General features: G+C 64.4%; 17 protein-coding genes. 12 read left to right on the forward strand and 5 right to left on the reverse strand.

Annotation, left to right across the window (positions count from 1 at the left end; translation table 11 throughout):
* Positions 1–28 precede the first annotated feature (28 nt).
* The 7 genes from dusB to BLU88_RS10315 all read left to right on the forward strand — a co-directional run bounded on the left by dusB (position 29) and on the right by BLU88_RS10315 (position 8,582).
* Positions 29–1,216: a tRNA dihydrouridine synthase DusB gene (dusB, locus tag BLU88_RS10285; protein ID WP_092013291.1), complete on the forward strand. Its 1,188-nt coding sequence runs from the start codon at positions 29–31 to the stop codon at positions 1,214–1,216.
* Positions 1,217–1,218: 2 nt separating this feature from the next.
* The gene (locus BLU88_RS10290) at positions 1,219–2,526 is read left to right on the forward strand and encodes a deoxyguanosinetriphosphate triphosphohydrolase (protein WP_092013295.1); all 1,308 of its coding nucleotides are present in this window, start codon (positions 1,219–1,221) and stop codon (positions 2,524–2,526) included.
* Positions 2,527–2,529: 3 nt separating this feature from the next.
* The gene (gene dnaG, locus BLU88_RS10295; RefSeq protein ID WP_092013298.1) at positions 2,530–4,560 is read left to right on the forward strand and encodes a DNA primase; all 2,031 of its coding nucleotides are present in this window, start codon (positions 2,530–2,532) and stop codon (positions 4,558–4,560) included.
* Between the two features lie 78 nt (positions 4,561–4,638).
* Positions 4,639–5,283, forward strand: coding sequence for a TetR/AcrR family transcriptional regulator (locus BLU88_RS10300; RefSeq protein WP_092013302.1), 645 nt, complete (start codon positions 4,639–4,641; stop codon positions 5,281–5,283).
* 11 nt (positions 5,284–5,294) lie between these two features.
* Positions 5,295–7,091 carry an MDR family MFS transporter gene (locus BLU88_RS10305; protein WP_092013306.1) on the forward strand — a complete coding sequence of 599 codons (1,797 nt, stop codon included), beginning with the start codon at positions 5,295–5,297 and terminating at the stop codon, positions 7,089–7,091.
* A complete protein-coding gene (locus BLU88_RS10310; protein ID WP_092013309.1) occupies positions 7,033–7,998 on the forward strand; it encodes a D-2-hydroxyacid dehydrogenase in 966 nt (321 codons plus the stop codon). The genes BLU88_RS10305 and BLU88_RS10310 overlap by 59 nt, the downstream gene beginning before the upstream one ends.
* Complete coding sequence (locus BLU88_RS10315) at positions 7,995–8,582, forward strand: hypothetical protein (RefSeq protein WP_092013312.1); 588 nt, start codon at positions 7,995–7,997, stop codon at positions 8,580–8,582. Before BLU88_RS10310 ends, BLU88_RS10315 begins: the two co-directional genes overlap by 4 nt.
* A 198-nt stretch (positions 8,583–8,780) precedes the next feature.
* On the opposite strand, the gene BLU88_RS10320 is transcribed toward BLU88_RS10315, so the two are convergent.
* Both BLU88_RS10320 and BLU88_RS10325 read right to left on the reverse strand, forming a co-directional pair.
* Positions 8,781–10,208, reverse strand: coding sequence for a glyceraldehyde-3-phosphate dehydrogenase (locus BLU88_RS10320; RefSeq protein ID WP_092013315.1), 1,428 nt, complete (start codon positions 10,206–10,208; stop codon positions 8,781–8,783).
* 43 nt (positions 10,209–10,251) lie between these two features.
* A complete protein-coding gene (locus BLU88_RS10325) occupies positions 10,252–11,301 on the reverse strand; it encodes a YhjD/YihY/BrkB family envelope integrity protein (protein WP_092013318.1) in 1,050 nt (349 codons plus the stop codon).
* A 124-nt stretch (positions 11,302–11,425) separates the two neighbouring features.
* Between BLU88_RS10325 and BLU88_RS10330 the strand changes: the two genes are divergently transcribed.
* Positions 11,426–12,226, forward strand: a complete 801-nt coding sequence (locus BLU88_RS10330) for a DedA family protein (protein WP_231939353.1) — start codon at positions 11,426–11,428, stop codon at positions 12,224–12,226.
* 87 nt (positions 12,227–12,313) lie between these two features.
* Here BLU88_RS10330 and BLU88_RS10335 read toward each other — a convergent pair whose 3' ends face one another.
* Together BLU88_RS10335 and BLU88_RS10340 are read right to left on the reverse strand one after the other, a co-directional pair.
* Positions 12,314–13,357, reverse strand: a complete 1,044-nt coding sequence (locus BLU88_RS10335; RefSeq protein ID WP_092013321.1) for a glutathione S-transferase family protein — start codon at positions 13,355–13,357, stop codon at positions 12,314–12,316.
* 221 nt (positions 13,358–13,578) lie between these two features.
* Positions 13,579–15,387 carry an AMP-dependent synthetase/ligase gene (locus tag BLU88_RS10340; protein ID WP_092013325.1) on the reverse strand — a complete coding sequence of 603 codons (1,809 nt, stop codon included), beginning with the start codon at positions 15,385–15,387 and terminating at the stop codon, positions 13,579–13,581.
* Positions 15,388–15,576: 189 nt separating this feature from the next.
* Between BLU88_RS10340 and leuS the strand changes: the two genes are divergently transcribed.
* Together leuS and nadE are read left to right on the forward strand one after the other, a co-directional pair.
* Positions 15,577–18,492, forward strand: a complete 2,916-nt coding sequence (leuS, locus tag BLU88_RS10345) for a leucine--tRNA ligase (RefSeq protein WP_092013328.1) — start codon at positions 15,577–15,579, stop codon at positions 18,490–18,492.
* A gap of 101 nt (positions 18,493–18,593) precedes the next feature.
* A complete protein-coding gene (gene nadE, locus BLU88_RS10350; protein ID WP_092013332.1) occupies positions 18,594–19,427 on the forward strand; it encodes an ammonia-dependent NAD(+) synthetase in 834 nt (277 codons plus the stop codon).
* 6 nt (positions 19,428–19,433) lie between these two features.
* Here nadE and BLU88_RS10355 read toward each other — a convergent pair whose 3' ends face one another.
* Positions 19,434–20,150 carry a hypothetical protein gene (locus BLU88_RS10355; protein ID WP_092013335.1) on the reverse strand — a complete coding sequence of 239 codons (717 nt, stop codon included), beginning with the start codon at positions 20,148–20,150 and terminating at the stop codon, positions 19,434–19,436.
* Positions 20,151–20,245: 95 nt separating this feature from the next.
* Between BLU88_RS10355 and BLU88_RS10360 the strand changes: the two genes are divergently transcribed.
* Both BLU88_RS10360 and BLU88_RS10365 read left to right on the forward strand, forming a co-directional pair.
* Positions 20,246–21,553, forward strand: a complete 1,308-nt coding sequence (locus BLU88_RS10360) for a UDP-glucose dehydrogenase family protein (protein WP_092013338.1) — start codon at positions 20,246–20,248, stop codon at positions 21,551–21,553.
* Entirely contained in the window at positions 21,550–22,425 is an 876-nt protein-coding gene (locus BLU88_RS10365) for a DegV family protein (RefSeq protein ID WP_092013341.1), read from the forward strand. Before BLU88_RS10360 ends, BLU88_RS10365 begins: the two co-directional genes overlap by 4 nt.
* The last annotated feature ends 53 nt before the right edge of the window (positions 22,426–22,478 follow it).

The following is a 22,478-nucleotide window of genomic DNA, read 5'->3' on the forward strand; positions in this document are numbered from 1 at the left end:
ATTTTGACTTGACTGGGATAATGGTTCCGTGAGTGTCATCAGCCCTGCCCCAGAAACCGCATCCCCGAAGCCCGAAACAGCCCTGCGCATCGGGCCCATCGAGCTGTCCTCGCCCGTCGTGCTCGCGCCCATGGCCGGGATCACAAACACGGCCTTCCGAAGGCTGTGCCGAGAATACGGGGCGGGCCTCTATGTGACCGAGATGGTCACAACCCGGGCGCTGGTCGAGCGCAATCCGAAGACGATGCGCATCATCCACCACGAATCCTATGAGACCCCGCGCTCCGTCCAGCTCTACGGAGTCGACCCGGTGACCATGGGCCAGGCCGTGCGGATGCTAGTCGAAGAGGATCGGGCCGACCATATCGACCTCAACTTCGGCTGCCCCGTGCCCAAGGTCACCCGCAAGGGCGGCGGCTCCGCACTGCCGTGGAAACAGGACCTGTTCAAGTCCATCGTCACAACGGCCGTCACCGAGGCGGCCCGCCGGGACGTGCCCGTGACCGTGAAGATGCGCAAAGGCATCGACGCCGATCACACGACGTTCCTCGACGCCGCCGAAACCGCTCGCAACGCCGGTGTCGCGGCCGTGGCCCTGCACGGCCGCACCGCCGCTGACCTCTACTCGGGGACTGCGGACTGGGACGCGATCGCCCGACTCAAGGACCACCTCGGCGACACCGTTCCGGTGCTCGGCAACGGTGATATCTTCGCCGCCGAGGATGCCCTGGACATGATGGCCAGGACCGGCTGCGACGGCGTCGTCATCGGTCGAGGCTGTCAGGGACGGCCGTGGCTGTTCGGCGACCTCGCGAATGCGCTGAACGGCAGCGACGACCGCCACCGTCCCGGACTCGCCGAGGTGGCACGGGCCGTGTACAAACACGGCGAATACCTCGTCGACCATTTCGAGGACGAATTCCTCGGTGTTCGCGACCTGCGCAAACACATCGCCTGGTACTTCAAGGGCTACCCCGTCGGCGGAGAGCTGCGCAGCCAGCTGGCCATGGTGTCCTCGCTCGAAGAGCTCGCCGGACTGCTCGACCAGCTCGACAAGGACGCCGGTTACCCGGGAGAAGCCGCCGAAGGATCCCGCGGCCGCACCACCCGACCGAAGAAGCCGCACCTGCCCGAAGGCTGGCTGGACTCCCGTATCTTCGATCCCAGCGGGAAGTCGCTGCTGTCGGAGGCCGAACTCGACATCTCTGGAGGATGAGAATGCCCTTCGACACTCACCCGCACACCTCGGTGCGGACGGGCACCGTGGCGGTCTACTCGCCCTGGGACGAGGAACGGTGGGTGAGCGAACCGGCGAAGAATCCACGACGCTCGGCCTTCCAACGCGACCGTGCCCGCGTCCTCCACTCCTCGGGGCTGCGCCGCCTCGGCGCGAAGACCCAAGTCGTGTCCCCGGGCACGGACGACTTCGTCCGCACCCGTCTCACCCACTCCCTCGAGGTCGCCCAGGTCGGACGCGAACTCGCCCGCTACCTCGGCTGTGATCCCGATATCGTCGATACCGCCTGTCTGTCCCACGACCTCGGTCACCCGCCCTTCGGTCACCACGGGGAGACGATCCTCGATGCCCTGTGCACAGACATCGGCGGCTTCGAAGGCAACGCCCAGACCCTGCGTCTGGTCACCCGCATCGAACCGAAGGTGATCGCCGATGACGGCCGCCCGGCCGGTCTCAACCTGTCCCGCGCGAGCCTCGACGCACTGACGAAGTACCCGTGGCCGCGGGCCGAAGCCACGGCCGGTCGCCGCGACTCCGGGGTGCGCAAATTCGGTGTCTACGATGACGACCGTGCCGTCTTCGACTTCTATCGAGACGGCATCGACAACGGCCAGAAATGCATCGAAGCCGAGGTCATGGACTTGGCTGACGACATCTCCTACTCCGTCCACGACGTCGAGGACGCCATCGTCGCGGGCCACCTCGACCTTGCCGACTTCGCCGCCGACGACCGCCGCACCGAACTCTTCGAAATCACGCGTCAGTGGTATCTGCCGGAGACCACGGATACGGAGATGGACAAGGCTCTCGGTCGCCTGCAGGCAGCTGCCTACTGGCCCAAGGAGGTCTTCGACGGATCCCGCCGTGCGCAGGCCGGTCTCAAACACATGACCAGTCAGCTCATCGGGCGCTTCGTCGGTGCCGCGGAATCCGCGACGCGGGAGGAATTCGGCTGGGAACCCCTCGCTCGGTACTCGGCCTCACTCGTCGTTCCCGAGGCGACCGCTGTTGAGATCGCCGTGCTCAAGGGGATGGCCACCCTCACGGTGATGGTCGCCGAGGATCGACTGCGGCTGCATGACATCCAGGCCGCGGTCATCAACGAACTCGCCGACTGGTACTGGCAGTCACCGGACAAACTCGATCCGATGTTCCGCGCCGATCACGCCGAGGCCGCCGACGACTCGACACGCCTGCGCGTGATCGTCGACCAGATCGCGTCCCTGACCGACCATTCCGCCTGGGCCCTGTACCACCACCTCAACGCCGGAGCGGAGGATCGGCTCTAGACCATGGCCGGACTCATCAAACGCGAGGACATCGACGAACTGCGCAGCCGCACCCGAATCGACGAGGTGATCGGGGAATTCGTCACCCTCAAGACCGCGGGCATCGGATCGCTCAAGGGTCTGTGTCCCTTCCACGACGAGAAGACCCCGTCGTTCACCGTGCGTCCGCAGGTCGGGATGTATCACTGCTTCGGCTGCGGAGAATCCGGAGACGTGTTCACCTTTCTGCAGAAGGTCGAACAGCTCAGCTTCGTCGAAGCCGTCGAGACTCTGGCCGGCAAGGCCGGAATGCACCTGCGCTACGAGGACGGGAAAGGGCCGGACCGGGAACAGGCGAGCCGCAGGCAGCGGCTGCTGGAGATGCACGAAGTCGCGCAGCGCTTCTTCACCCAGGCGCTGGAATCCGAGGCCGGACAGATCGGCCGCGAATTCCTCACCGGCCGCGGCTTCCCCGCCGAGTCGAGCCGAGAGTTCGGCATCGGCTTCGCCCCGAAATCCTGGGACGCCCTGACGGGCCACCTGCGCAAGGCCGGATTCACCGATGAGGAGATCCTCGCCGGCGGTCTGGCCAGCGAGGGCGGTCGCGGAATCTACGACCGGTTCCGCGGTCGGGTGATCTGGCCGATCAAGGACATGACGGCACGGACCATCGGCTTCGGCGCCCGCCGTCTCTATGACGACGACAAGGGACCGAAGTACCTCAACACTCCGGAGACCGCGCTCTACCACAAGAACCAGGTTCTCTACGGGCTCGACCTGGCGAAGAAATCGATCGCGAAGACGAAACGCGTCGTCGTCGTCGAGGGCTACACCGACGTCATGGCCGCCCACCTCGCCGGAGTCGACCAGGCCGTGGCCACCTGCGGCACGGCCTTCGGCGCTGAACACGTGAAGATCATCCGACGCCTCCTCGGCGACGACCCGACCGGGCAGGTGATCTTCACTTTCGACGGTGACGCCGCCGGTCAGAAGGCTGCGCTCAAGGCCTTCGAATTCGAGAACCTGTTCACCGCCCAGACCTTCGTCGCCGTCGAACCCGACGGGCTCGACCCCTGTGACCTGCGCATGCAGAAAGGAGACGCGGCGCTGCGCGAACTCATCGACGGATGCAAGCCGCTCTTCGAATTCGTCATCACCACCGCGATCTCCCGCTTTGACCTCGACACCGTCGAAGGTCGGATCTCCGCGGTGCGTGCCGCCGCCGACGTGCTCACCGATATCCGCGATCGCAACAGCCTGTCCCACTACTATCGGTTCGTCGCCGGCCGCATCGGGGTCGACATCGATGAGGTGGAGACCGCCGTCCGCACCGCCGCCCGGCAGCCGAAGCAGAACCGACAGACCGGAAACCAGTCGGCCAACCGGCCGGGATTCCGCGACGGTCCTCCCGCGGCCCCCGCGCAGAGCTTCCGCAGCGAACCACCGCCTCCGCCTGCTGCTCCGTCATCGGCACCCGCCGAGGCGGCCCCGGAGCCCGCGACCGCCTCGGCGGGGGAGATCTCCGATGAACGCAGCATCGAATACGTCTACGAAGAACGCCCCGACGTCTCGAACCTCTCGGCTCCGATCAACCCTGCCCGGCTGAAGACGGAGAAGGGTGCCCTCATGGTCGCTCTCCAGCATCCCGAGGTCGTCAACGCGAAGCTCTTCGACTCACTGTCTGCGAAGGCGTTCGAACACCCCGGCTACCGGCGGATCCAGGAAGCGATCAAGCAGGCCGGGGGGCTCGGTGCCGCCGGCCCTGCCCAGTCGAAATGGGCCGAACGCGTGCTCGAAGTCAGCGCCGAGGATCTCAGGCCCTATGTGGCCCAGCTGCTCGTTACCCCGCTGCCGGTCATCGAGGGCGACGGGATCGATCGGTTCGCCCGCGGCATCGTCGCCCGCCTCTTCGACTACGACCTCGAACGCATCGCAAAGGAACTCCACTCCCGTCTGCAGCGCCAGGACACCGCTGACGGAGCGGGCCAGGCGGCGCTGCTCGGTCAGTTGCAGACCTTGGAACAGCATCGAGCACGGCTGAAGATGCTCATGTGAAACTCTGCACACAGTGAAATAGTGCACAAATGCAGATTTGCAGTTGGCGAAAGTTTGCATGTGGTGCAAAATGTACTTATGCCCGTTGAAGAAACCCTGCGCTCGAAGAAGGCGCGGCTGACCCGCAATGCCCTCCATGAGGCGGCGATCACCCGCGTCCTCGAAGACGGCCTGTCCTGCGCCACCGTGGCGACCATCGCCGCAGACGCAGGCGTGTCCACACGCACCTTCTTCAACTACTTCGAAACGAAAGAGGACGCGATCGTCGGTCTCGGATCCGAGGTCAGCGTCGACGAAGGCCTGGCCTTCGACTACGTCCACAGCCCCGCCGGACTCGACACTCTGGCCGAAGACACTGCGCGCTTCGTGCGTGAAGCACTGCTCATCGGATCCGTCGATCCGAAACTGCCGGCTCGGCGCCGCCGCCTCTTCGCCCTGTATCCGGAACTCGTGAGCAAGAGCTTCGACCGGGCAGAAGAACTCGAAGAGATCGTCACCGGCCATGTGCTCGACCGACTGCGCCACCTCGGCCAGGAGTTTTCCTCCGAGGATTCCGCTTGGCGCAGCGCGCGTATGCTCACCCAACTCTGCCGCGTCCCGCTGACTCATGCGGGACAGGCGATCAAGGCCAATCCGGAGACAGTCGACGACAAGGGCGGGACCAAAGCGATCTTCGAAGAATCCCTGAGCCTGTTCCGCAAGGTACTGGACCGACTGCAATGACGAAAGCTGTGATGAGAAGCAACCACGAGACTGATGTGACGACGATGACGGCAACCACCTCGAAGAGCTCAGCACCCGCGGGACCCGACGAACAGACCGAGCCGATGGCCACCTCGGCGATCATTCTGCTCTTCGTGGGCCTGATGATCGCGATGTTCATGTTCTCGCTCAACCAGACGGTGCTGGCGACCGCGCTGCCGACCATCGTCGGCGAACTCGACGGCGTCGACCAGATGCTGTGGGTCTCGACCGCATTCATGCTCGCCTCGACGATCATGATGCCCGTCTACGGCAAGGTCGGTGACCTGTTCGGACGCAAACCGCTGTTCATGTTCGCCATCTGCTGCTTCCTGCTGGGGTCGGTCTTCGCCCTCATCGCGAATGAGATGTCGACGCTGATCTTCGGTCGCGTGCTCCAGGGCATCGGCGGCGGCGGAATGATGATCCTCTCGCAGTCGATCATCGCCTCCGTCGTCCCCGCCCGCGAACGCGGCAAGTACATGGGCATCATGGGCTCGGCCTTCGCCGTGTCGTCCGTGGCCGGGCCGCTCATCGGCGGTTGGCTGACAGAAGGACCCGGCTGGCGCTGGGCCTTCGCCATCAACTTCCCGCTGGGCATCATCGCTCTCATCGCCGCCGCCGTGTTCCTCAAGGTGCCCAAGCATTCCAGGGGCAGCGGACCGCGACCGAAGATCGATGTCATCGGCATGGCGCTCATCTCCATCGTCACCTCCTGCATCGTGCTCACCTCCGCCTGGGGCGGACACGACTTCGAATGGGGATCCTGGCAGATCAACGGGCTCATCGTCACCGGAATCGTCGCCGCGGTCGCTTTCGTGTTCGTCGAACTCAAGGTCAGCGAACCGGTCATCCCGATGCAGCTGTTCGCCAACCGCGACTTCCTGCTGTGCACGATCGCCGGTCTCTTCGTCGGCATCGGCATGTTCGGTGTACTCTCCTACATGCCCACCTACCTGCAGATGGTCCACGGCATCGACGCCACCGTCGCAGGCCTGATGATGGTGCCGATGATGGGCACCATGCTCGTGTCCTCGACCCTCGTCGGCTTCATCGTCTCCCGCACCGGCAAGTACAAGAAGTACCCGCTGACCGGCATCCTCGTCATGGCCGCCTCGCTCGTCCTGCTCTCCCAGCTGAAGGCAGAGAGCTCGGCCTGGGAGACCATCGGCTGCCTGGCGCTGCTCGGACTCGGTCTGGGCCTGAGCATGCAGACTCTCGTCCTCGTCGTCCAGAACGCCTTCCCGGTGTCTATGGTCGGCACAGCGACCGCATCGAACAACTACTTCCGCCAGGTCGGTGCCACCCTCGGCATGGCGTTCATCGGGTCCGTATTCACCCAACGACTCATGGACAACATCAAGTCCGGAATCACGGAGATCGCGAAGACAGCCCCGCAGGGTCACATTCCCAAGATCTCCTCGACGGGGCTGACCCCGGAGATCGTGTCGAAGCTGCCGGAGCCGATGCATTCGCTCATCATCACCTCCTACAACGACGCCCTCGTGCCCCTGTTCCTATGGGTGGCTCCGCTGGCCGTCCTCGGATTCGTCTTCCTCTGCTTCCTGCCCAACACTCCGCTGGCGCAGACGCTGAAGAACGAACCGGCGAAGCGGGAGAACCTCGACGTGGGAGTGGAGAACGCGGTGATCGCGTCCGCGCCGGTTTCCACCCCCGCCGAGGCTTCATCGGTTAGTGTGGCAGAAAGCCCACTGTCGGAGGAGCCGAGGAATGACGGTACTGACCATACTCAACTCACCCGGGACAGAGATCCCCGCACTGATCACTGATCTGGGGGAGCGGGACGGGATCGAACTGCGCGTCGCCGAGGCGTCGACCCTGTCCCAGGCGCTGCCCGGAACCGATGTGCTGCTGATGTGGGATTTCTTCTCCACCGCACTCGAGGATGCCTTCGGCAGCGCCGACCGGCTCGAATGGGTGCACGCCGCAGCAGCGGGCGTGGATTCGCTGCTCTTCGATGAACTCGTCGACTCGCCGGTGACGGTGACGAACGCTCGGGGGATCTTCGACCGCCCGATCGCCGAGTTCGTCCTGAGCTATATCCTCATGCACGCGAAGAGCTCGATCGGCTCCCTCGCTGATCAGGCCGAGGGGAAATGGAACCGCCGGTCGACCCGGGATATCGCCGGCTCCAAGGCCCTCATCGTCGGCACCGGAGCGATCGGCCGGGGGATCGCCCGGCTGCTGAGTGCCGTCGATATCGAGGTCACCGGTGCCGGATCGCGTGCCCGCAGCGGCGACGCCGACTTCGGTGAGGTCATCGATTCCGCCGCCCTACCCGAGCATGCGGCCGGATTCGATTGGGTCATCGATATCGCACCTCTGACGGAGAAGACCGAGAGGCTCATCGGCGCCGAGGCGTTCGCCGCCATGGATGACACCGCCGTGTTCATCAACGTCGGCCGAGGCGACACCGTCGACACCGATGCACTCGTCACCGCCCTGCGCGACGGACAGATCGCCGGAGCCGGACTCGACGTCTTCGACGAAGAGCCGCTGCCCGCGGATCATCCTCTGTGGTCGATGGACAATGTCATCATCACCCCGCATATGAGCGGAGACACCGACGGCTGGAGAATGCGACTGGCCGAGCAGTTCCATCGCCTGTTCGAACTGTATCTGGCGGGCGAGCAGTTCCCGCACACAGTGGACAAGAAGCTCGGGTACGTGCGGTGAGCCAGGCCGACGACCCTGCGGCACAGCGGGCGTTCCTGGCCAGAGCGATCGCCGAGCTCATCGCGGTGCGCCGTGCCCGGCTGCTGAGCATGCTGGTGCTGGCCTTGGCGATGCTCGTCGCCGGACTCGGGGCCGCCGTCCAAGCCCAAGGCGATCATATCGATGCGGTGCTGCTGTTCTCGGCGTTCAGTCTCATCATGATCGGCATCGTCTGTGCGCTGGGTGCGATCATCGCCTGGACTCGGATCAACCGGGATGTGCTCGACTCGATCGCTGCTACGCGACCGGCTCGAGCAAAAGCTCCGCGGACGCGCAACGCCGGACTCGCGGTAGCTGTCGGTTTCGCCATCGTCGGGATCCTGTTCGGCATGCTGCTGTGGGCTCAGACTCCGATCCTGGCCGGTGCCATCGTCATCGCGTGTCTGCTGCTGGCCTGCTTGGGACCCATCTGGGCGAATGAGATGGCGAACGCCGATGACCGACTGGCCGTCATCCTCGACAGCGACGATGAACTGGCGGAGCGGTTCGCGACCTTCACCCCGATCTGGCTCCACGAAGCCATGGAGTCCGACGCCGCGGAGTGACTGAACTCTCGCACTGCTGATAGACCCTCTCGAAACTGCCAGAACTTCCCGTTCCTGCAGGAGGTCCTGGCACTCTCAAGGGGGTTTGGCGCGCTGCGATGAATGACGAAGGCGCCCGGAGTCTGTGGACTCCGGGCGCCTGTCTCAGCCGGTCACCGACCGCTCATCCGAACGGTTCGGTGGGCCGCCTCGGCGAAATCAGGGAAAGGCCGGGACGTCGACGTCGGCCATCTTGGCCACGCACCGCACGACCTGGCAGGAGTAGCCGAATTCGTTGTCGTACCAGACATAGACGACGACACGGTCCTCATCGACGATCGTGGCCAGACCGTCGACGACTCCGGCACGCTTGGAGCCGACGAGGTCGGTGGACACGAGCTCGGGGGAGCTGACGTAGTCGACCTGGTTGCGCAGCGGCGAATGCATCGACACCTCACGCAGGTAGGTGTTGAGTTCGTCGACGGAGGTCGTCTTCTCCAGATTGAGGTTGAGAATCGCCATCGACACGTTCGGGGTGGGCACGCGGATCGCATTGCCTGAGAGCTTTCCGGCCAGCTCCGGAAGAGCCTTGGCCACTGCTTTGGCGGCACCGGTCTCTGTCAGGACCATGTTCAGCCCGGCTGCGCGGCCACGGCGGGAACCCTTGTGGAAGTTGTCGATGAGGTTCTGATCGTTGGTGAACGAGTGGACCGTCTCGACGTGGCCGTTGCGGACGCCGAACTTGTCGTTGATGGCCTTGAGCACCGGGGTGATCGCATTCGTCGTGCACGATGCGGCCGAGACGACCGTGTCAGTGTCGAGGATCTCGCCGTCGTTGACTCCGAAGACGATGTTTTTGACGTCGCCCTTGCCGGGAGCCGTGAGTAGGACCTTCGATGCGCCAGGGCAGGCGAGGTGCTTGGACAGGCCCTCGTCGTCGCGCCACTTTCCGGTGTTGTCGACGATGATGGCGTCGTTGATTCCGTACGCGGTGTAGTCGACCTCAGAGGGGTCATTCGAGTAGATGACCTGGATGAGGGTGCCGTTGGCCTGGATGGTGTTGTTCTCTTCATCGACGACGATGCTGCCGTCGAAGGCACCGTGCACCGAATCTCGGCGCAGCAGGGAGGCGCGCTTGACGATGTCGTTCTCCCCATTGCGGCGCACCACGATGGCGCGCAGACGCATACCGGTTCCACCGGCACGGTCGATGAGAATGCGAGCGAGCAGACGACCGATCCGACCGAAGCCGTAGAGGACGATGTCGCGGGTCTCGCCCTTGCCCGACTGCGACTGAACGACCTCGGCGAGCTCGGCGGCGAGGAAGGCGTCGACATCGGCGTTCGGATCATCGAGCTTCTCGATGAGGCGGCCCAGATCGATTCGAGCAGGAGCGAGGTTGAGTCCCGACAGTGCCTTGACGATGCGGTGGGTGATCTCGATGTCGAGCTCTTCGCCGAGGAAGTGGCGAGCGTAGCGGTGAGCCTTGATCATTCCGGTCACCGACTTGTTCAGCAGCGACCGTCCGAACAGGGTCAGCAGAACGTCGTTCTCACGGTACAGGCGTCCGACTAGCGGAATGAGTTCTTCGGCGGCGGTCTGCTTCTTCGCCCAATCGTCCAGGCGAGCAGTCGTAGCGTCAGTCAAAGGTCGTGTCCCCTCGGTCAGTTAAAACGGATGCGCCAACAGTCTACCGTCTCGCCAATTCGCGATCGGACCGGCGTTCCTCGAACCGCTTGAAGCCCAGCAGGGTCAGCGTCACGATTCCCGCTCCGGTGATGAGAGCACCGAGGCTCTGTGCCTGCACCTTCGGCTCGACGAAGCGGTATTCCGGCTCCTCTTCACGCGGCCGCGGCGGTTTCGCCGTGCCGATCCAAGCGGCGATGAAGAGGATGATGCGGGCAAAGACGTTGAGCGTGAGCATGATCGCGATGATCGATCCGAAAACACCAGCGGCCTTGTTCCCGGAGAAGAGATTGACCAGCACGGTGGAGAAGTTGATGAGGATGAGGAACGCGGTTGCGCCGATGAGGGAGCCGCGGTTCTTCGCCTGCTTGTCCACCGGCTTCTCCGGCAGCATCGTGAACAGGAACCAGAAGATCATCCAGGCGGCTCCGAAGGTGAGGATGACCGGGACGATGAACAGCAGGCTCGAGGCGAAGCCGGAGAGTCCGAGCAGATCGGCGATCATCGACCGGAGGCCGGTGCCGACTACCGTGAGTGCCACGGCCAGGAGGAGTCCGATGATGAGGCCGATGAGGGTGACGATATTGCCGAGGACCTTGGCTGCGAACGACTTCTCCGGCACGGCATCGTCGAAATCGTCGTGCAGCTGTGCCCGTACCGCAGCACCGAGGTTGCCGATGAATCCCTGACCCGTGTAGAGGCCGGTGAGAATACCGATGATTCCGACTGCCTGCCACTGCAGCAGGTAGCCTTCGAGTGTCTTCGTCAGTGAGGAGTTGCCTGCGGTGAAGGCCTCGATCTGCTTCGTGACCTCGGGCAGGAGTTCGGGGCGGGCGATGTCGAGGACGAAGCCGATGCTCGCGAGGCTGACCATGGCGATGGGCATGACCGCGAGAACGAGGAAGTAGGTGATCGCGGCACCGAACTGATTGCCCAGACGCTGTCCGAAACGCTGGACGGCGCGCATGAGGTGGGCGGGTCCGGGTCTGTTGACGGCATTGTGTCCGACCTCAGCGACGGTGTTGCGCGAGGCCAGTACTTTGGCAGGTGCCACGTGTGCTCCTTCGATGCGTATCCGCAAGGTGCGTTCGTTTTCCGGTCTGAGGTGTTCGTTTCCACACTAGCCGCTGTGAGCGGACTGTGAGCTGCAGGCCGCGCCCTTATCTAGGCTTTTGACCATGCCGATCACTGATTCGCCTGCGTCCGTCGCTGATTTCGCACCCGCTGCCGCAGGCAGCCTCACTTCCGGCCTGCCTGCCGGGGGAGTGCCTGCCGATGTCCTCGCAGCCGGCGGAAGTGCCGCGGACAGCCTCACCGGTTTCTCGGCCTGGACCGTGACGATCATGGAGATTCTGGGGCCGGCCGGTGTCGGGTTCATGGTCTTCCTCGACAACATATTTCCGCCCATTCCCAGCGAACTCGTCCTGCCCCTGGCCGGTTTCACCTCGAGCCAAGGGCAGATGAACATCGTGGCCGCCATCGTCTTCGCCACGATCGGTTCGGTCGTCGGCGCGGTTCTGCTGTGGGCTCTGGGCAAGTGGATCGGCATCGAACGCATCGCCCGCATCGCGGTGAAGATGCCGCTGGTCGACGTCGATGATGTGCACAAGACCGTCGACTGGTTCGACAAGCACGGGGATAAGGCTGTGTTCTTCGGGCGGATGATCCCGATCTTCCGGTCGCTCATCTCCATCCCCGCCGGCATGCGTGATATGCGACTGATCAAGTTCCTGCTGCTGACCACGGCGGGCAGCACGATCTGGAACACGATCCTCATCGTCGCCGGCTTCACCCTCGGTGAGAACTGGTCGGTCGTCGAGACCTACGCCGGCTACTTCCAGAACCTCGTCATCGTCGCCGTCATCGTCTTCGTCGTCGTATGGATCGTGCTCAAGGTCCGCAAAAAGCGGCGGAAGAAGGCCGCCGGGCTCGACACGACCGAAGACGATCATATCGAGCCCGGACAGTTCGACTCCTGAGATAAGGAGTACGGCTCGTGAGGTCGAGCCGGTCGAGCCGGCCGAGCCGGGGGTTCAGTTCACCCAGCGAGCCGACTCGACCGCACATCACTTCACCCAGGCGGATGCCGTATGGGCGGGTGCGACCTCTTCGCCTGGCTTGACCGGTCCGGGGGCCGTCCCTTCGCCGAAGGGCGATCCGCCGAACTTGCTGTCGCGACCGTGATCGCTGAGCCAGCCCGACAGATCCGGTCCCTTGGGCACGATCTGCGTCGGGTTCACATCCTGGTGGACGATGTAGTAGTGCTGTTTGATCTGTACGAAGTCGACCGTGTCCCCGAATCCCGGTGTCTGGTACAGATCGCGGGCGTAGCCCCACAGGTTCTCGAACGCCGTGAGCGGCTGACGATTGCACTTGAAGTGGCCGAAGTAGACGGGATCGAAGCGAACGAGTGTCGTGAACAAACGCACATCCGCCTCGGTGATGGTCTCACCCATGAGGAAACGTGAACGACTAAGCCGGTCCTCGACGATATCGAGCGCGTTGAATAGGCGGTCGAAGGCGGCGTCGTAGGCGTCCTGAGAACCGGCGAAACCGCAGCGGTAGACTCCGTTGTTGATCTCCGTGTAGATATGACGCATCACCTTCTCCATCTCCTCCCGTGATTCCTCGGGCCAGAGATTCGGGGCACCCTCACGGTGGTACTCGGTCCACTGAGTGGAGAAGTCCTCGGTGATCTGCGGGAAGTCGTTGGTCACCACGACGCCGGTGGGCACATCGACGACGGCTGGCACGGTGATTCCGCGCGGATAATCCGGGAAACGCTTGAAGAACGCCTGCTGCAGCCGTTCGATGCCGAGCACTGGGTCCACGCTGCCCGGGTCGAGATCGAACGTCCACGACCGCGCATCATGGGTGGGGCCGGGCATGCCGAGGGAGATGACATCCTCGAGCCCGAGGAGGCGACGGACGATGATCGTCCGATTCGCCCACGGGCAGGCGCGGGCGGCGATCAGGCGATACCGGCCCGGTTCGACGGGCCACTGAGCATTCGGATCGTTGAGGATGCGATCGTCGATGTAGTTCGTATCGCGGTTGAACTCCGCGCCTTCTGTCACATAGCTGGGAGTGTGATCGGTGTTCTCGGACATGACGCTGCCTCCAATGAGTTCGATGAGTTCGACTTCTGCCCTCAGCTTACGACGCTGAGGCAAGCCCTCGCCGAGGCGAGACGAGCACGGCCCGGGCCCGGACCGTTCGAGGTCCGGGCCCGGACCGTTCGAGGTCCGGGCCCGGGCCGTTCGAGGTCCGGGCCCGGGCCGTGCCCACGAGCCGTGCTCGGCGGATCATCCTGGCCGGCAGCGACTGCACCTCAGCCCGCGTAGAGCGCGTCGATTTCGGCGGCGAAGTCCTTGTTGATGAGGTGACGTTTGACCGACTGTTTGGCCGACAGGTAGCCGTTGTCCTCGGTGAGTTCGATCGGCAGGATCGTGAACTTCTTGACTCCTTCGGCGCGCGAGACGGTCTTGTTCATCTGCTCGACTGCCTTGGCCACTTCGGCGTGGACCGCATCGTCGGAGGCGGCTTCGCACAGATCCATCTGCGGCAGATCATGGTTCTTCAACCAGGCCGGGAGCATCTCCGAATCGAGGAAGATCAGCGCCGAGACGAATTTGCGGTTCTCACCGACGAGGACCGGCTGGCCGATGATCGGATGACGACGCAGCACATCCTCGAGCGGAGCCGGGGCGATGTTCTTGCCGCTGGAGGTCACGATGATCTCCTTCTTGCGGCCGTTGATCGTGAGGTAGCCGTCGTCATCGAGTGAGCCGAGGTCACCGGTGCCGAACCAGCCGTCGTGGAACTCCTTGGCCGTGGCCTCGGGGTTGTTCCAGTACTCCAGGAAGACCGGCACGCCCTTGGTCAGGATCTCACCGTCGGGAGCGATCGCCACCGAGACGCCCGGCAGCGGCACGCCGACGGTTCCGATCTTCGACTTCTCCGGAATATTGACGGTGATCGGTGCCGTGGTCTCAGTGAGTCCGTAGCCTTCGAGGACGATGATGCCCAGTCCGCGGAAGAAGTGGCCGAGATGAGAGCCGAGTGCGCCGCCGCCGGAGACCGCATGAGTGACGTTGTCGCCCATGACCGCGCGCAGCTTCGAATAGACGAGCTTGTCGAACAGGGCGTGCTGGAGTCTGAGGCCGGCAGGCACCTTGCCGGTGTCGAGTGCCTTCGAATAGGCGACGGCGACCTGCTCGGCACGGCGGAAGATCTTCTCCTTGCCTCCCGCCTGAGCGGTCGCAAGTGCGGAGTTGAAGACTTTCTCGAAGACGCGGGGCACGCCGAGGATGAACGAGGGACGGAAGCTGCCCATGGCGTCGGTGAGCTTCGTCAGGTCCGACTGGTGGGCCAGCACAGCACCGTTGCTGATGGCCAGGACCTCGATGAACCGGGCGAAGACGTGAGCCTGCGGCAGGAACAGCAGGCAGCGCATCTTCGTGTCCAGAACGCTGGGGATCTGGTGGCGCGCGGCCTGGGCGGTCTGCACGAAGTTCGCGTGGGTGAGCACACAGCCCTTGGGCTTGCCGGTGGTGCCGGAGGTGTAGATGATCGTAGCCACAGATTCGGACGTGACCTGTGAGCGGGCGGCTTCGAGTTCGTCATCGCTGACGTTCTTGCCGGCTTCGGTGAGATCGGCGAAAGCGCCCTCGTCCCAGACCCGTAGGGCCGGCTCCTCGCGTCCGCCGGCCGCGGCCGCTGCCCGCACCCGATCGGCATGCTCGGCGGTGGCGACGAGCCCACGTGTGACATCGGCGTCGGTGAGCATCCAGTTGAGCTGGCTCTCCGAGGAGGTGTCGTAGAACGGCACGGAGATTCCGCCGGCGTACCAGATGGCATAGTCGCTGAGCGTCCACTCATAGGAGGTGGGGCCGAAGATTGCGATCCGGTCACCGACTCCCACGCCCAAGGCGATGAGTCCCTTCGCGGCCGCCTTGACCTCAGCGAGGAATTCGGCCGCGGTCAGTTCGTCCCAACCGTCCCCGTCGGGCTTGGCGACCAGAGGCCGGTTGGGGTTCTCAGCTACCGTGTTGAGGAAGATATCGGTCGTCGACGAGGCGGTATCGACCTCGAAACCGACGACGGGTGTTGACGACTGCGGCATGGTCGTTGAGCTCATGAGTCTCCTTCGAGGACGTAAGTTACTGCTCGGTTATCCTACAGTTCGGCCGGATCTCAGTGAAATCGATCACGTTTGCCGAGATAACCGGCGTCCGCTGCCCTGTGAGCAGTCTAACCAAGTCGAATCAGGGGGTGTTCAGAGTACGATGGTCTGAACCCGCTCACGTCTGTTCAGCGAAGGAAGGTAATGACGACGAACCCTGAGGAGACCGGTTTCCGCTACGACGCGGCGCTGGCCGAAGAGATCGAGAAGTCTTGGCAGCGCACATGGGAGGAATCGGGCACGTTCCACACCCCGAACCCCACCGGAGACCTCAGCGTCCTCGAGCCCCAGGACGTCTCGTCGCCCTACGGTCCGCCGGCCGACCTCAGCGAGCGCGAGTCCCTGTACATCATGGATATGTTCCCGTACCCCTCCGGTGCGGGCCTGCACGTCGGTCACCCCCTGGGGTACCTCGGCACCGACGTCTACGGCCGGTACCAGCGGATGCGCGGACACAACGTCATGCACGCCCTGTCATACGACGCCTTCGGACTGCCCGCCGATCTCTATGCGGTGCAGACCGGTCAGCACCCGCGCATCACCACCGATGCCAATATCGCGAACATGACCGAACAGCTGCGTCGCCTGGGCCTGGCCCACGATGTGCGCCGTCGCTTCGCCACGACCGACGACGAGTTCGTGAAATGGACGCAATGGATCTTCCTGCAGATCTTCAACTCCTGGTACGACTCCGAGGCGACCACCCCCGACGGTGAAGCCAAGGGCGCTGCCCGTCCGATCGACACGCTCATCGAGCAGTTCGCCTCCGGTGCCCGCCCCACACCGGACGGTCGCGCCTGGTCGGATCTGAGCCCGGCCGAGCGGGAGAACGTCCTGCAGGACTTCCGCCTCGCCTATGTCTCCGAATCCCCGGTCAACTGGTGCCCCGGACTGGGCACCGTGCTGGCCAATGAAGAGGTCACCGCCGAGGGCCTGTCCGAACGCGGAAACTATCCGGTCTTCACCCGTCGTCTGCGTCAGTGGAACATGCGCATCACCGCTTACGCCGACCGCCTCATCGACGACCTCGACGTGCTGGACTGGCCGCATGCGATCCATGCGATGCAGGTCAACTGGATCGGCCGGTCGAAGGGCGCCCTGCTGAGCCTGCCCGTTGCCGGTGACGAGACTTCCGAGATCGAGGTCTACACCACGCGCCCGGACACCCTGTTCGGTGCCACCTACCTCGTCCTCAGCCCCGAACACCCGCAGGTCGCCGAACTGACCGCGCAGACATGGGATGAGTCCACCCCCGAGTCCTGGCGTGGGGGAGAGGCCACCCCCGCCGAGGCGATCGCCGCCTACCAGCGCGCCGCTGCGGCCAAAACCGACGCCGACCGGCAGCAGAGCCGGGAGAAGACCGGCATCTTTACCGGCTCCTATGCGCTCAATCCGGCCACCGGGGCGCAGATTCCGATCTTCATCGCCGACTACGTGCTCATGGGCTACGGCACCGGCGCGATCATGGCCGTGCCCGCCGAAGACGCCCGTGACTGGGACTTCGCGAAGACTTTCGGACTGCCCTATATCCGCACCGTGCAGCCTCCGGCCGACCACGATGAGGACGCTCCGTTCGCCGGCACCGGAGTGATGATCAACTCGGCCAATGCCGAGATCGACATCAACGGTCTCGAGATCGACGCGGCGAAGGCCCGGGTCACCGAATGGCTGGCCGGAAAGGGACTGGCCACCGAGTCCACTCAGTACCGACTGCGCGACTGGTTGTTCTCGCGTCAGCGCTACTGGGGCGAACCGTTCCCGATCGTCTATGACGAGAACGGCACCCCCATCGCGCTGCCCGACGAGATGCTGCCCGTCCAGCTGCCCGAGGTCGACGACTTCGCACCGCGGACGTTCGCGCCCGACGATGCCGACAGCCGTCCCGAACCCGCGCTGAGCCGGAATCAGGAATGGACCAGCATCGAACTCGACCTCGGTGACGGTCCGAAGACCTACCAGCGTGAGACGAACACGATGCCCAACTGGGCCGGATCGTCGTGGTACCAGCTGCGCTACGCGGACCCGCACAATGACGAACGCCTCGTCGACCCCGCCAACGAGAAGTACTGGCTGGGGCCGCGAGCCTCGAAACCGCGCGGCGGCGCCGACCTCTACGTCGGCGGGCAGGAACACGCCGTGCTCCACCTGCTCTACGCCCGGTTCTGGCACAAGGTCCTCTTCGACCTCGGACACATCTCCTCGTCCGAGCCGTTCCACCGTCTGGTCAACCAGGGCTACATCCAGGCCTACGCCTATACCGATTCCCGTGGTGTCTACGTCCCCGCCGCCGAGGTGGAGGAGAGGACCGAATCGAACGGTGAACTGACTTTCTGGTATGGCGGCGAACAGGTCAACCGGGAGTACGGAAAGATCGGCAAATCGCTGAAGAACTCCGTCATGCCTGACGAGATGTACGACGCATTCGGAGCCGACACCTTCCGTGTCTACGAGATGTCGATGGGTCCGCTGGAGCAGGACCGTCCCTGGGACACCCGCGCCGTCGTCGGCGCACAGCGGTTCCTGCAGCGCGTGTGGAGGCTCTTCGTCGACGAGACCACGGGCGATTCCGTGGTCGCAGACGGCGAGACCGACGCCGAATCGCTCAAGGTCCTCCACCAGGTCATCGACGGTGTACGCGAGGACATGGACCATCTGCGGTTCAACACCGCGATCTCCAAGCTCATCGTGCTCACCAATCACGCCACCAAGCAGGGCGGTGCGACCAGTGAGGTCCTCGAACCTCTGACGATCATGCTCGCGCCCTTCGCTCCGCACCTGGCCGAAGAGCTGTGGTCGCGTCTCGGCCACGAATCGACGGTCACCTATGCGGCCTTCCCCGAGGCGGATCCGAACCACCTCGTCGCCGAGACCGTGACCTGCGTGGTCCAAGTCAAGGGCAAGGTGCGTGCACGCCTCGAGGTGGCTCCCGACATCTCGGCAGAGGAGCTGGAGAGGCTGGCTCTCGAATCGCCGAACGCTCTCAAGGCCCTCGGCGGAGCCGGGGTGCGCAAGGTGATCGTGCGCGCACCGAAGCTCGTCAATATCGTTCCCGACGCCTGAGGCCACGGCGATACTTCGTCGTAACACAGCATCTGGGAGACTGCATGTATACGGGCGCCGGACTCAGGCGCACGTCCCCTTCGACTACGACTGGTGAGAGCATGACGAACGACAGAGTTCAGGACGAGATCCGACACGCCCTCGGCGTGCGACCGCAGATCGACCCGGCGACGGAGGTCGCCCGACGGGTCGAATTCCTCGTCGACTATGTGCTCACCACCGGTGTCAAGGGCCTCGTGCTCGGCATCAGCGGCGGACAGGACTCCACTCTGGCCGGCAGGCTCTGTCAGCTGGCCGTGGAGGATCTGCGCCGCCGCGGTGCCGACGCCGAGTTCTGGGCCGTGCGCCTGCCCCATCATGTGCAGACCGACGAGTCGGACGCCCAGGACGCTCTGTCCTTCATCGGCGCCGATCATGAGCTGGCGATCAACATCGGCGCCGCCACGGATGTGGCCGCCGAGGAGTACGAGAAGGCGACCGGTACGCCGATCACCGATTTCGGCAAGGGCAACGTCAAAGCCCGGATGCGGATGATCGCCCAGTTCGAACTCGCGGGCGAGAAGAAGGCTCTCGTCGTCGGCACCGATCACGCCGCCGAGGCGGTCACCGGGTTCTTCACGAAGTTCGGTGACGGTGCGGCCGACGTCGTCCCCCTGGCGGGGCTGAACAAGCGGCAGGGACGGGAACTGCTGCGCCACCTCGGAGCTCCCGAACATCTCATCGTCAAGGTCCCGACTGCGGACCTGCTCGATGACGAACCGGGGCAGACGGACGAATCGTCGCTGGGTCTGACCTACGACCAGATCGATGACTTCCTCGAGGGGAGGGCGATCGAGCCCGCGGCCGCCTCGGCGCTCATCGAGAAGTACCGTCGGTCAGAGCACAAACGCCGCACACCTGTGGCGCCGCTGGAGACGTGGTGGATCCGGCACTGAACTCGCTCAGTCGTTGAACGGCGGGGCGCCGGAGACGAGCCCGAGTTCGAGTGCCGTCTGATTGAACTCCCAGCGGGAGGAGACGAAGTCATCGCTGAGGCGTTCGCCGCGGCTCTGCGCTTCGGTGTAGCCGCGCCAGCCGTCCTTGCGGGCATCACCGGGACGGATCTCACGGACCTCGGAATCAGCAGGGGAGACCTGGGTCTCCTCCTTCACCCACATCGACAGGCCTTCGGCTGCTCGATAGAGGTTCATGAATGCGGTGTGCGAGCGCGGGTTGTCGAAGCTGGCCTTCTTGAACTCGGCACAGAAGGTGGTGAGCGGTTCGAGTTCGTCGACGGCGACGGTGGCGAAGGTCGCATCGAGACGCAGGGACTGGATGAGGCCCGAGGAATCCGGGATGAGTTCGAGGATGCGGCGAGCGCGACGCTCATCGGGAAGCAGCTCGACGGTCTCTTCCACCGGGGTCAGTCCGACGGTGTCCAACCGACCGCGTTCGACGCTCAGCTGCTGTCGCAGCGCGTCGATCTGCTGTTGGGCACGTCGCCATTCGCCGTGGAACATCAGCAGCGCCGCGATCACGCCGAGGCACAGCACGAGTCCGATGGTCCAAGCCGCAGGGTGCAGCCCGGGGATGGCGAAAGCCACGATGCCGAGCACGGTGAGCACGGCAAACGTCACGGCGGCCGGTGAGTTGGTGAGGAAATCAAGGAAACGCTTCACATTTCCAAGCCTACTGTTTCAACCTCCACATATCGTGCAACCGGGTGGCATATAGTGTGGTCGAAAACGCATGCCAATTCCCAGGAGAGCTCGGTTTGAAGATTTCAGTCATCGGTTGCGGATATCTGGGCGCGGTCCATGCGGCTGCCATGGCGTCCCTGGGCCATGAGGTCACGGGAGTCGACGTCGACACCGCCAAGGTCCAGGCGCTGACCTCGGGTCGTCCGCCCTTCTTCGAACCGGGACTGAGTGAACTCCTCGTGAAGGCTCAGGAACGCGGAAAGCTCGAGTTCACCACTGACGTCTCCCGTGCCGCCGACGCCACCGTGCACTTCGTGTGCGTGGGCACTCCGCAGAAGCCCGGAGAGTTCGCCGCCGATGTCACCTATGTCGATGCGGCCGTGGATTCGCTGCACCCGCACCTGACTGAGACGTCAGTGGTTGTGGGAAAGTCGACCGTTCCCGTGGGCACCGCCGAGCGTCTGTCCGGAATCATCGCCGACACCGGAGCCGCGATGATGTGGAACCCGGAGTTCCTGCGTGAAGGCCATGCCGTCGAGGACACTCTCCACCCCAACCGTCTGGTCTATGGAGTCGCCGACGGCGAGCCCGGCAAGGCCGCAGCCGCGACCCTCGACGAGGTGTATGCATCGATCCTCGCCGAAGACACACCTCGGATGATCACGGACTTCGCGACTGCCGAGCTGGTCAAGACTGCCGCGAATTCGTTCCTGGCCACGAAGATCTCGTTCATCAACGCCATGGCCGAACTCTGCGAGGCCTCCGGGGCCGATGTCACTCAGCTCGCCGATGCGATCGGCATGGACGACCGGATCGGCCGCAAATTCCTCAACGCCGGACTCGGGTTCGGCGGCGGTTGTCTGCCCAAGGACATCCGCGCCTTCATGGCCAGAGCCGGAGAGCTCGGCGCCGATCAGGCGGTGGCCTTCCTCAAGGAGATCGATTCGATCAACATGCGCCGTCGTGTGCGGATGGTCGACATCGCCCGCGATGCTCTGGGCGGGTCGTTCATCGGCAAGAAGATCACCATCCTCGGTGCCGCCTTCAAACCCGACAGCGATGACGTCCGTGATTCCCCGGCGCTGGCCGTGGCCCGACTCATTGCCACCCAGGGCGGGCTGGTCACCGTCACCGATCCGCAGGCGATCGGCAATGCGCAGAAGTCGTTCCCCGAACTCGACTACGTCGCCGACACCGCCGAGGCGATCACCGGGGCGCAAGCCGTGCTGCTGCTGACGGAATGGCGCGAATACCGCGACCTCGATCCCGCGGCGACCGCTGAGCTCGTGCGCGGGAAAGTGCTCGTCGACGGTCGCAATGTGCTCACTCCCGAACTGTGGCGGGCAGCGGGCTGGACCTACCGAGCACTTGGCCGTCCATGAGAATCGGACTGGTCACCGACTCCACGGCGCAGCTGTCCGCAAGTGAGCGCGAAGAGCTGAGTGAGGCCACCGGAGGCCTCTTCGCCGTGGTGCCGCTGACCGTGCTCATCGGCGGAGTCGCCTTCGCCGACGGTGAGGTCGATGCCGGGCATCTGTGCACGAAGATGATCGAGGGCACCGAGGTCACCACCTCCATGGCTGCCCCGACGCAGTTTTCCGAAGCCTATGCCGGTCTGCGCGAGAACGGAGCCGAGGCCATCATCGTCGTGACCATGTCCGCGGAGCTCTCGGGCACCCGCGACTCCGCGGTCACGGCTGCCGAGACCGAGGGCATCCTCGTCGATGTCGTCGATTCGAGGACCACCTCGGCGGGATTGGCCGGAGCGCTGTCCGTGGCCGCGGCCGGGATCCGGCAGGGACTCGACGCCGAATCGATCGCCGGAACCATCGCCGACTGGTGCGCGGCTGAGACCCGTTCCGTGTTCGCCCCCGGAAGCCTCGAATACCTGCGCCGAGGCGGCCGGATCGGTGCCGCCTCTTCGCTGCTGGGCCGGGCCCTGCAGATCGTTCCTGTGCTCGGACTCAATGCCGGAATCGTCGTTCCGCTCGCCCGGGTGCGCACCCGGGCCAAAGCGCTGGAGAAGATCGTCGCCCTTGCCGCTCAGGCCGCCGCCAAGGTGGCCGACCCCGAGGACACCGTGCACGTCGAGGTGCAGAACGCTGAAGGGGAGATGGACACCGCCGATGCGGAACTGCTGAGCTCACGGCTGCGCGAACTCGGATTCGAGCCCTCATTCAGGACGCTGTCGACGATCATCACAGCGCATGTGGGACCCGGAACGGTCGGTGTGACCGTGCAGACGAAACCCTGACTCACCCACTCCAGCCTGGGGACTCTCAGGTGACTTGACCACCTCCGGTCTGT

The organism is Brevibacterium siliguriense (assembly GCF_900105315.1).
Lineage (GTDB): Bacteria > Actinomycetota > Actinomycetes > Actinomycetales > Brevibacteriaceae > Brevibacterium > Brevibacterium siliguriense.

Coding starts and splice junctions, on each gene's coding strand:
- BLU88_RS10290 (WP_092013295.1), top strand. CDS start 1,219: ATGCCCTTCGACACTCACCCGCACACCTCGGTGCGGACGGGCACCGTG.
- nadE (WP_092013332.1), top strand. CDS start 18,594: ATGACGAACGACAGAGTTCAGGACGAGATCCGACACGCCCTCGGCGTG.
- BLU88_RS10310 (WP_092013309.1), top strand. CDS start 7,033: ATGACGGTACTGACCATACTCAACTCACCCGGGACAGAGATCCCCGCA.
- leuS (WP_092013328.1), top strand. CDS start 15,577: ATGACGACGAACCCTGAGGAGACCGGTTTCCGCTACGACGCGGCGCTG.
- BLU88_RS10335 (WP_092013321.1), bottom strand. CDS start 13,357: ATGTCCGAGAACACCGATCACACTCCCAGCTATGTGACAGAAGGCGCG.
- BLU88_RS10340 (WP_092013325.1), bottom strand. CDS start 15,387: ATGAGCTCAACGACCATGCCGCAGTCGTCAACACCCGTCGTCGGTTTC.
- BLU88_RS10300 (WP_092013302.1), top strand. CDS start 4,639: ATGCCCGTTGAAGAAACCCTGCGCTCGAAGAAGGCGCGGCTGACCCGC.
- dnaG (WP_092013298.1), top strand. CDS start 2,530: ATGGCCGGACTCATCAAACGCGAGGACATCGACGAACTGCGCAGCCGC.
- BLU88_RS10330 (WP_231939353.1), top strand. CDS start 11,426: ATGCCGATCACTGATTCGCCTGCGTCCGTCGCTGATTTCGCACCCGCT.
- BLU88_RS10365 (WP_092013341.1), top strand. CDS start 21,550: ATGAGAATCGGACTGGTCACCGACTCCACGGCGCAGCTGTCCGCAAGT.
- BLU88_RS10305 (WP_092013306.1), top strand. CDS start 5,295: ATGAGAAGCAACCACGAGACTGATGTGACGACGATGACGGCAACCACC.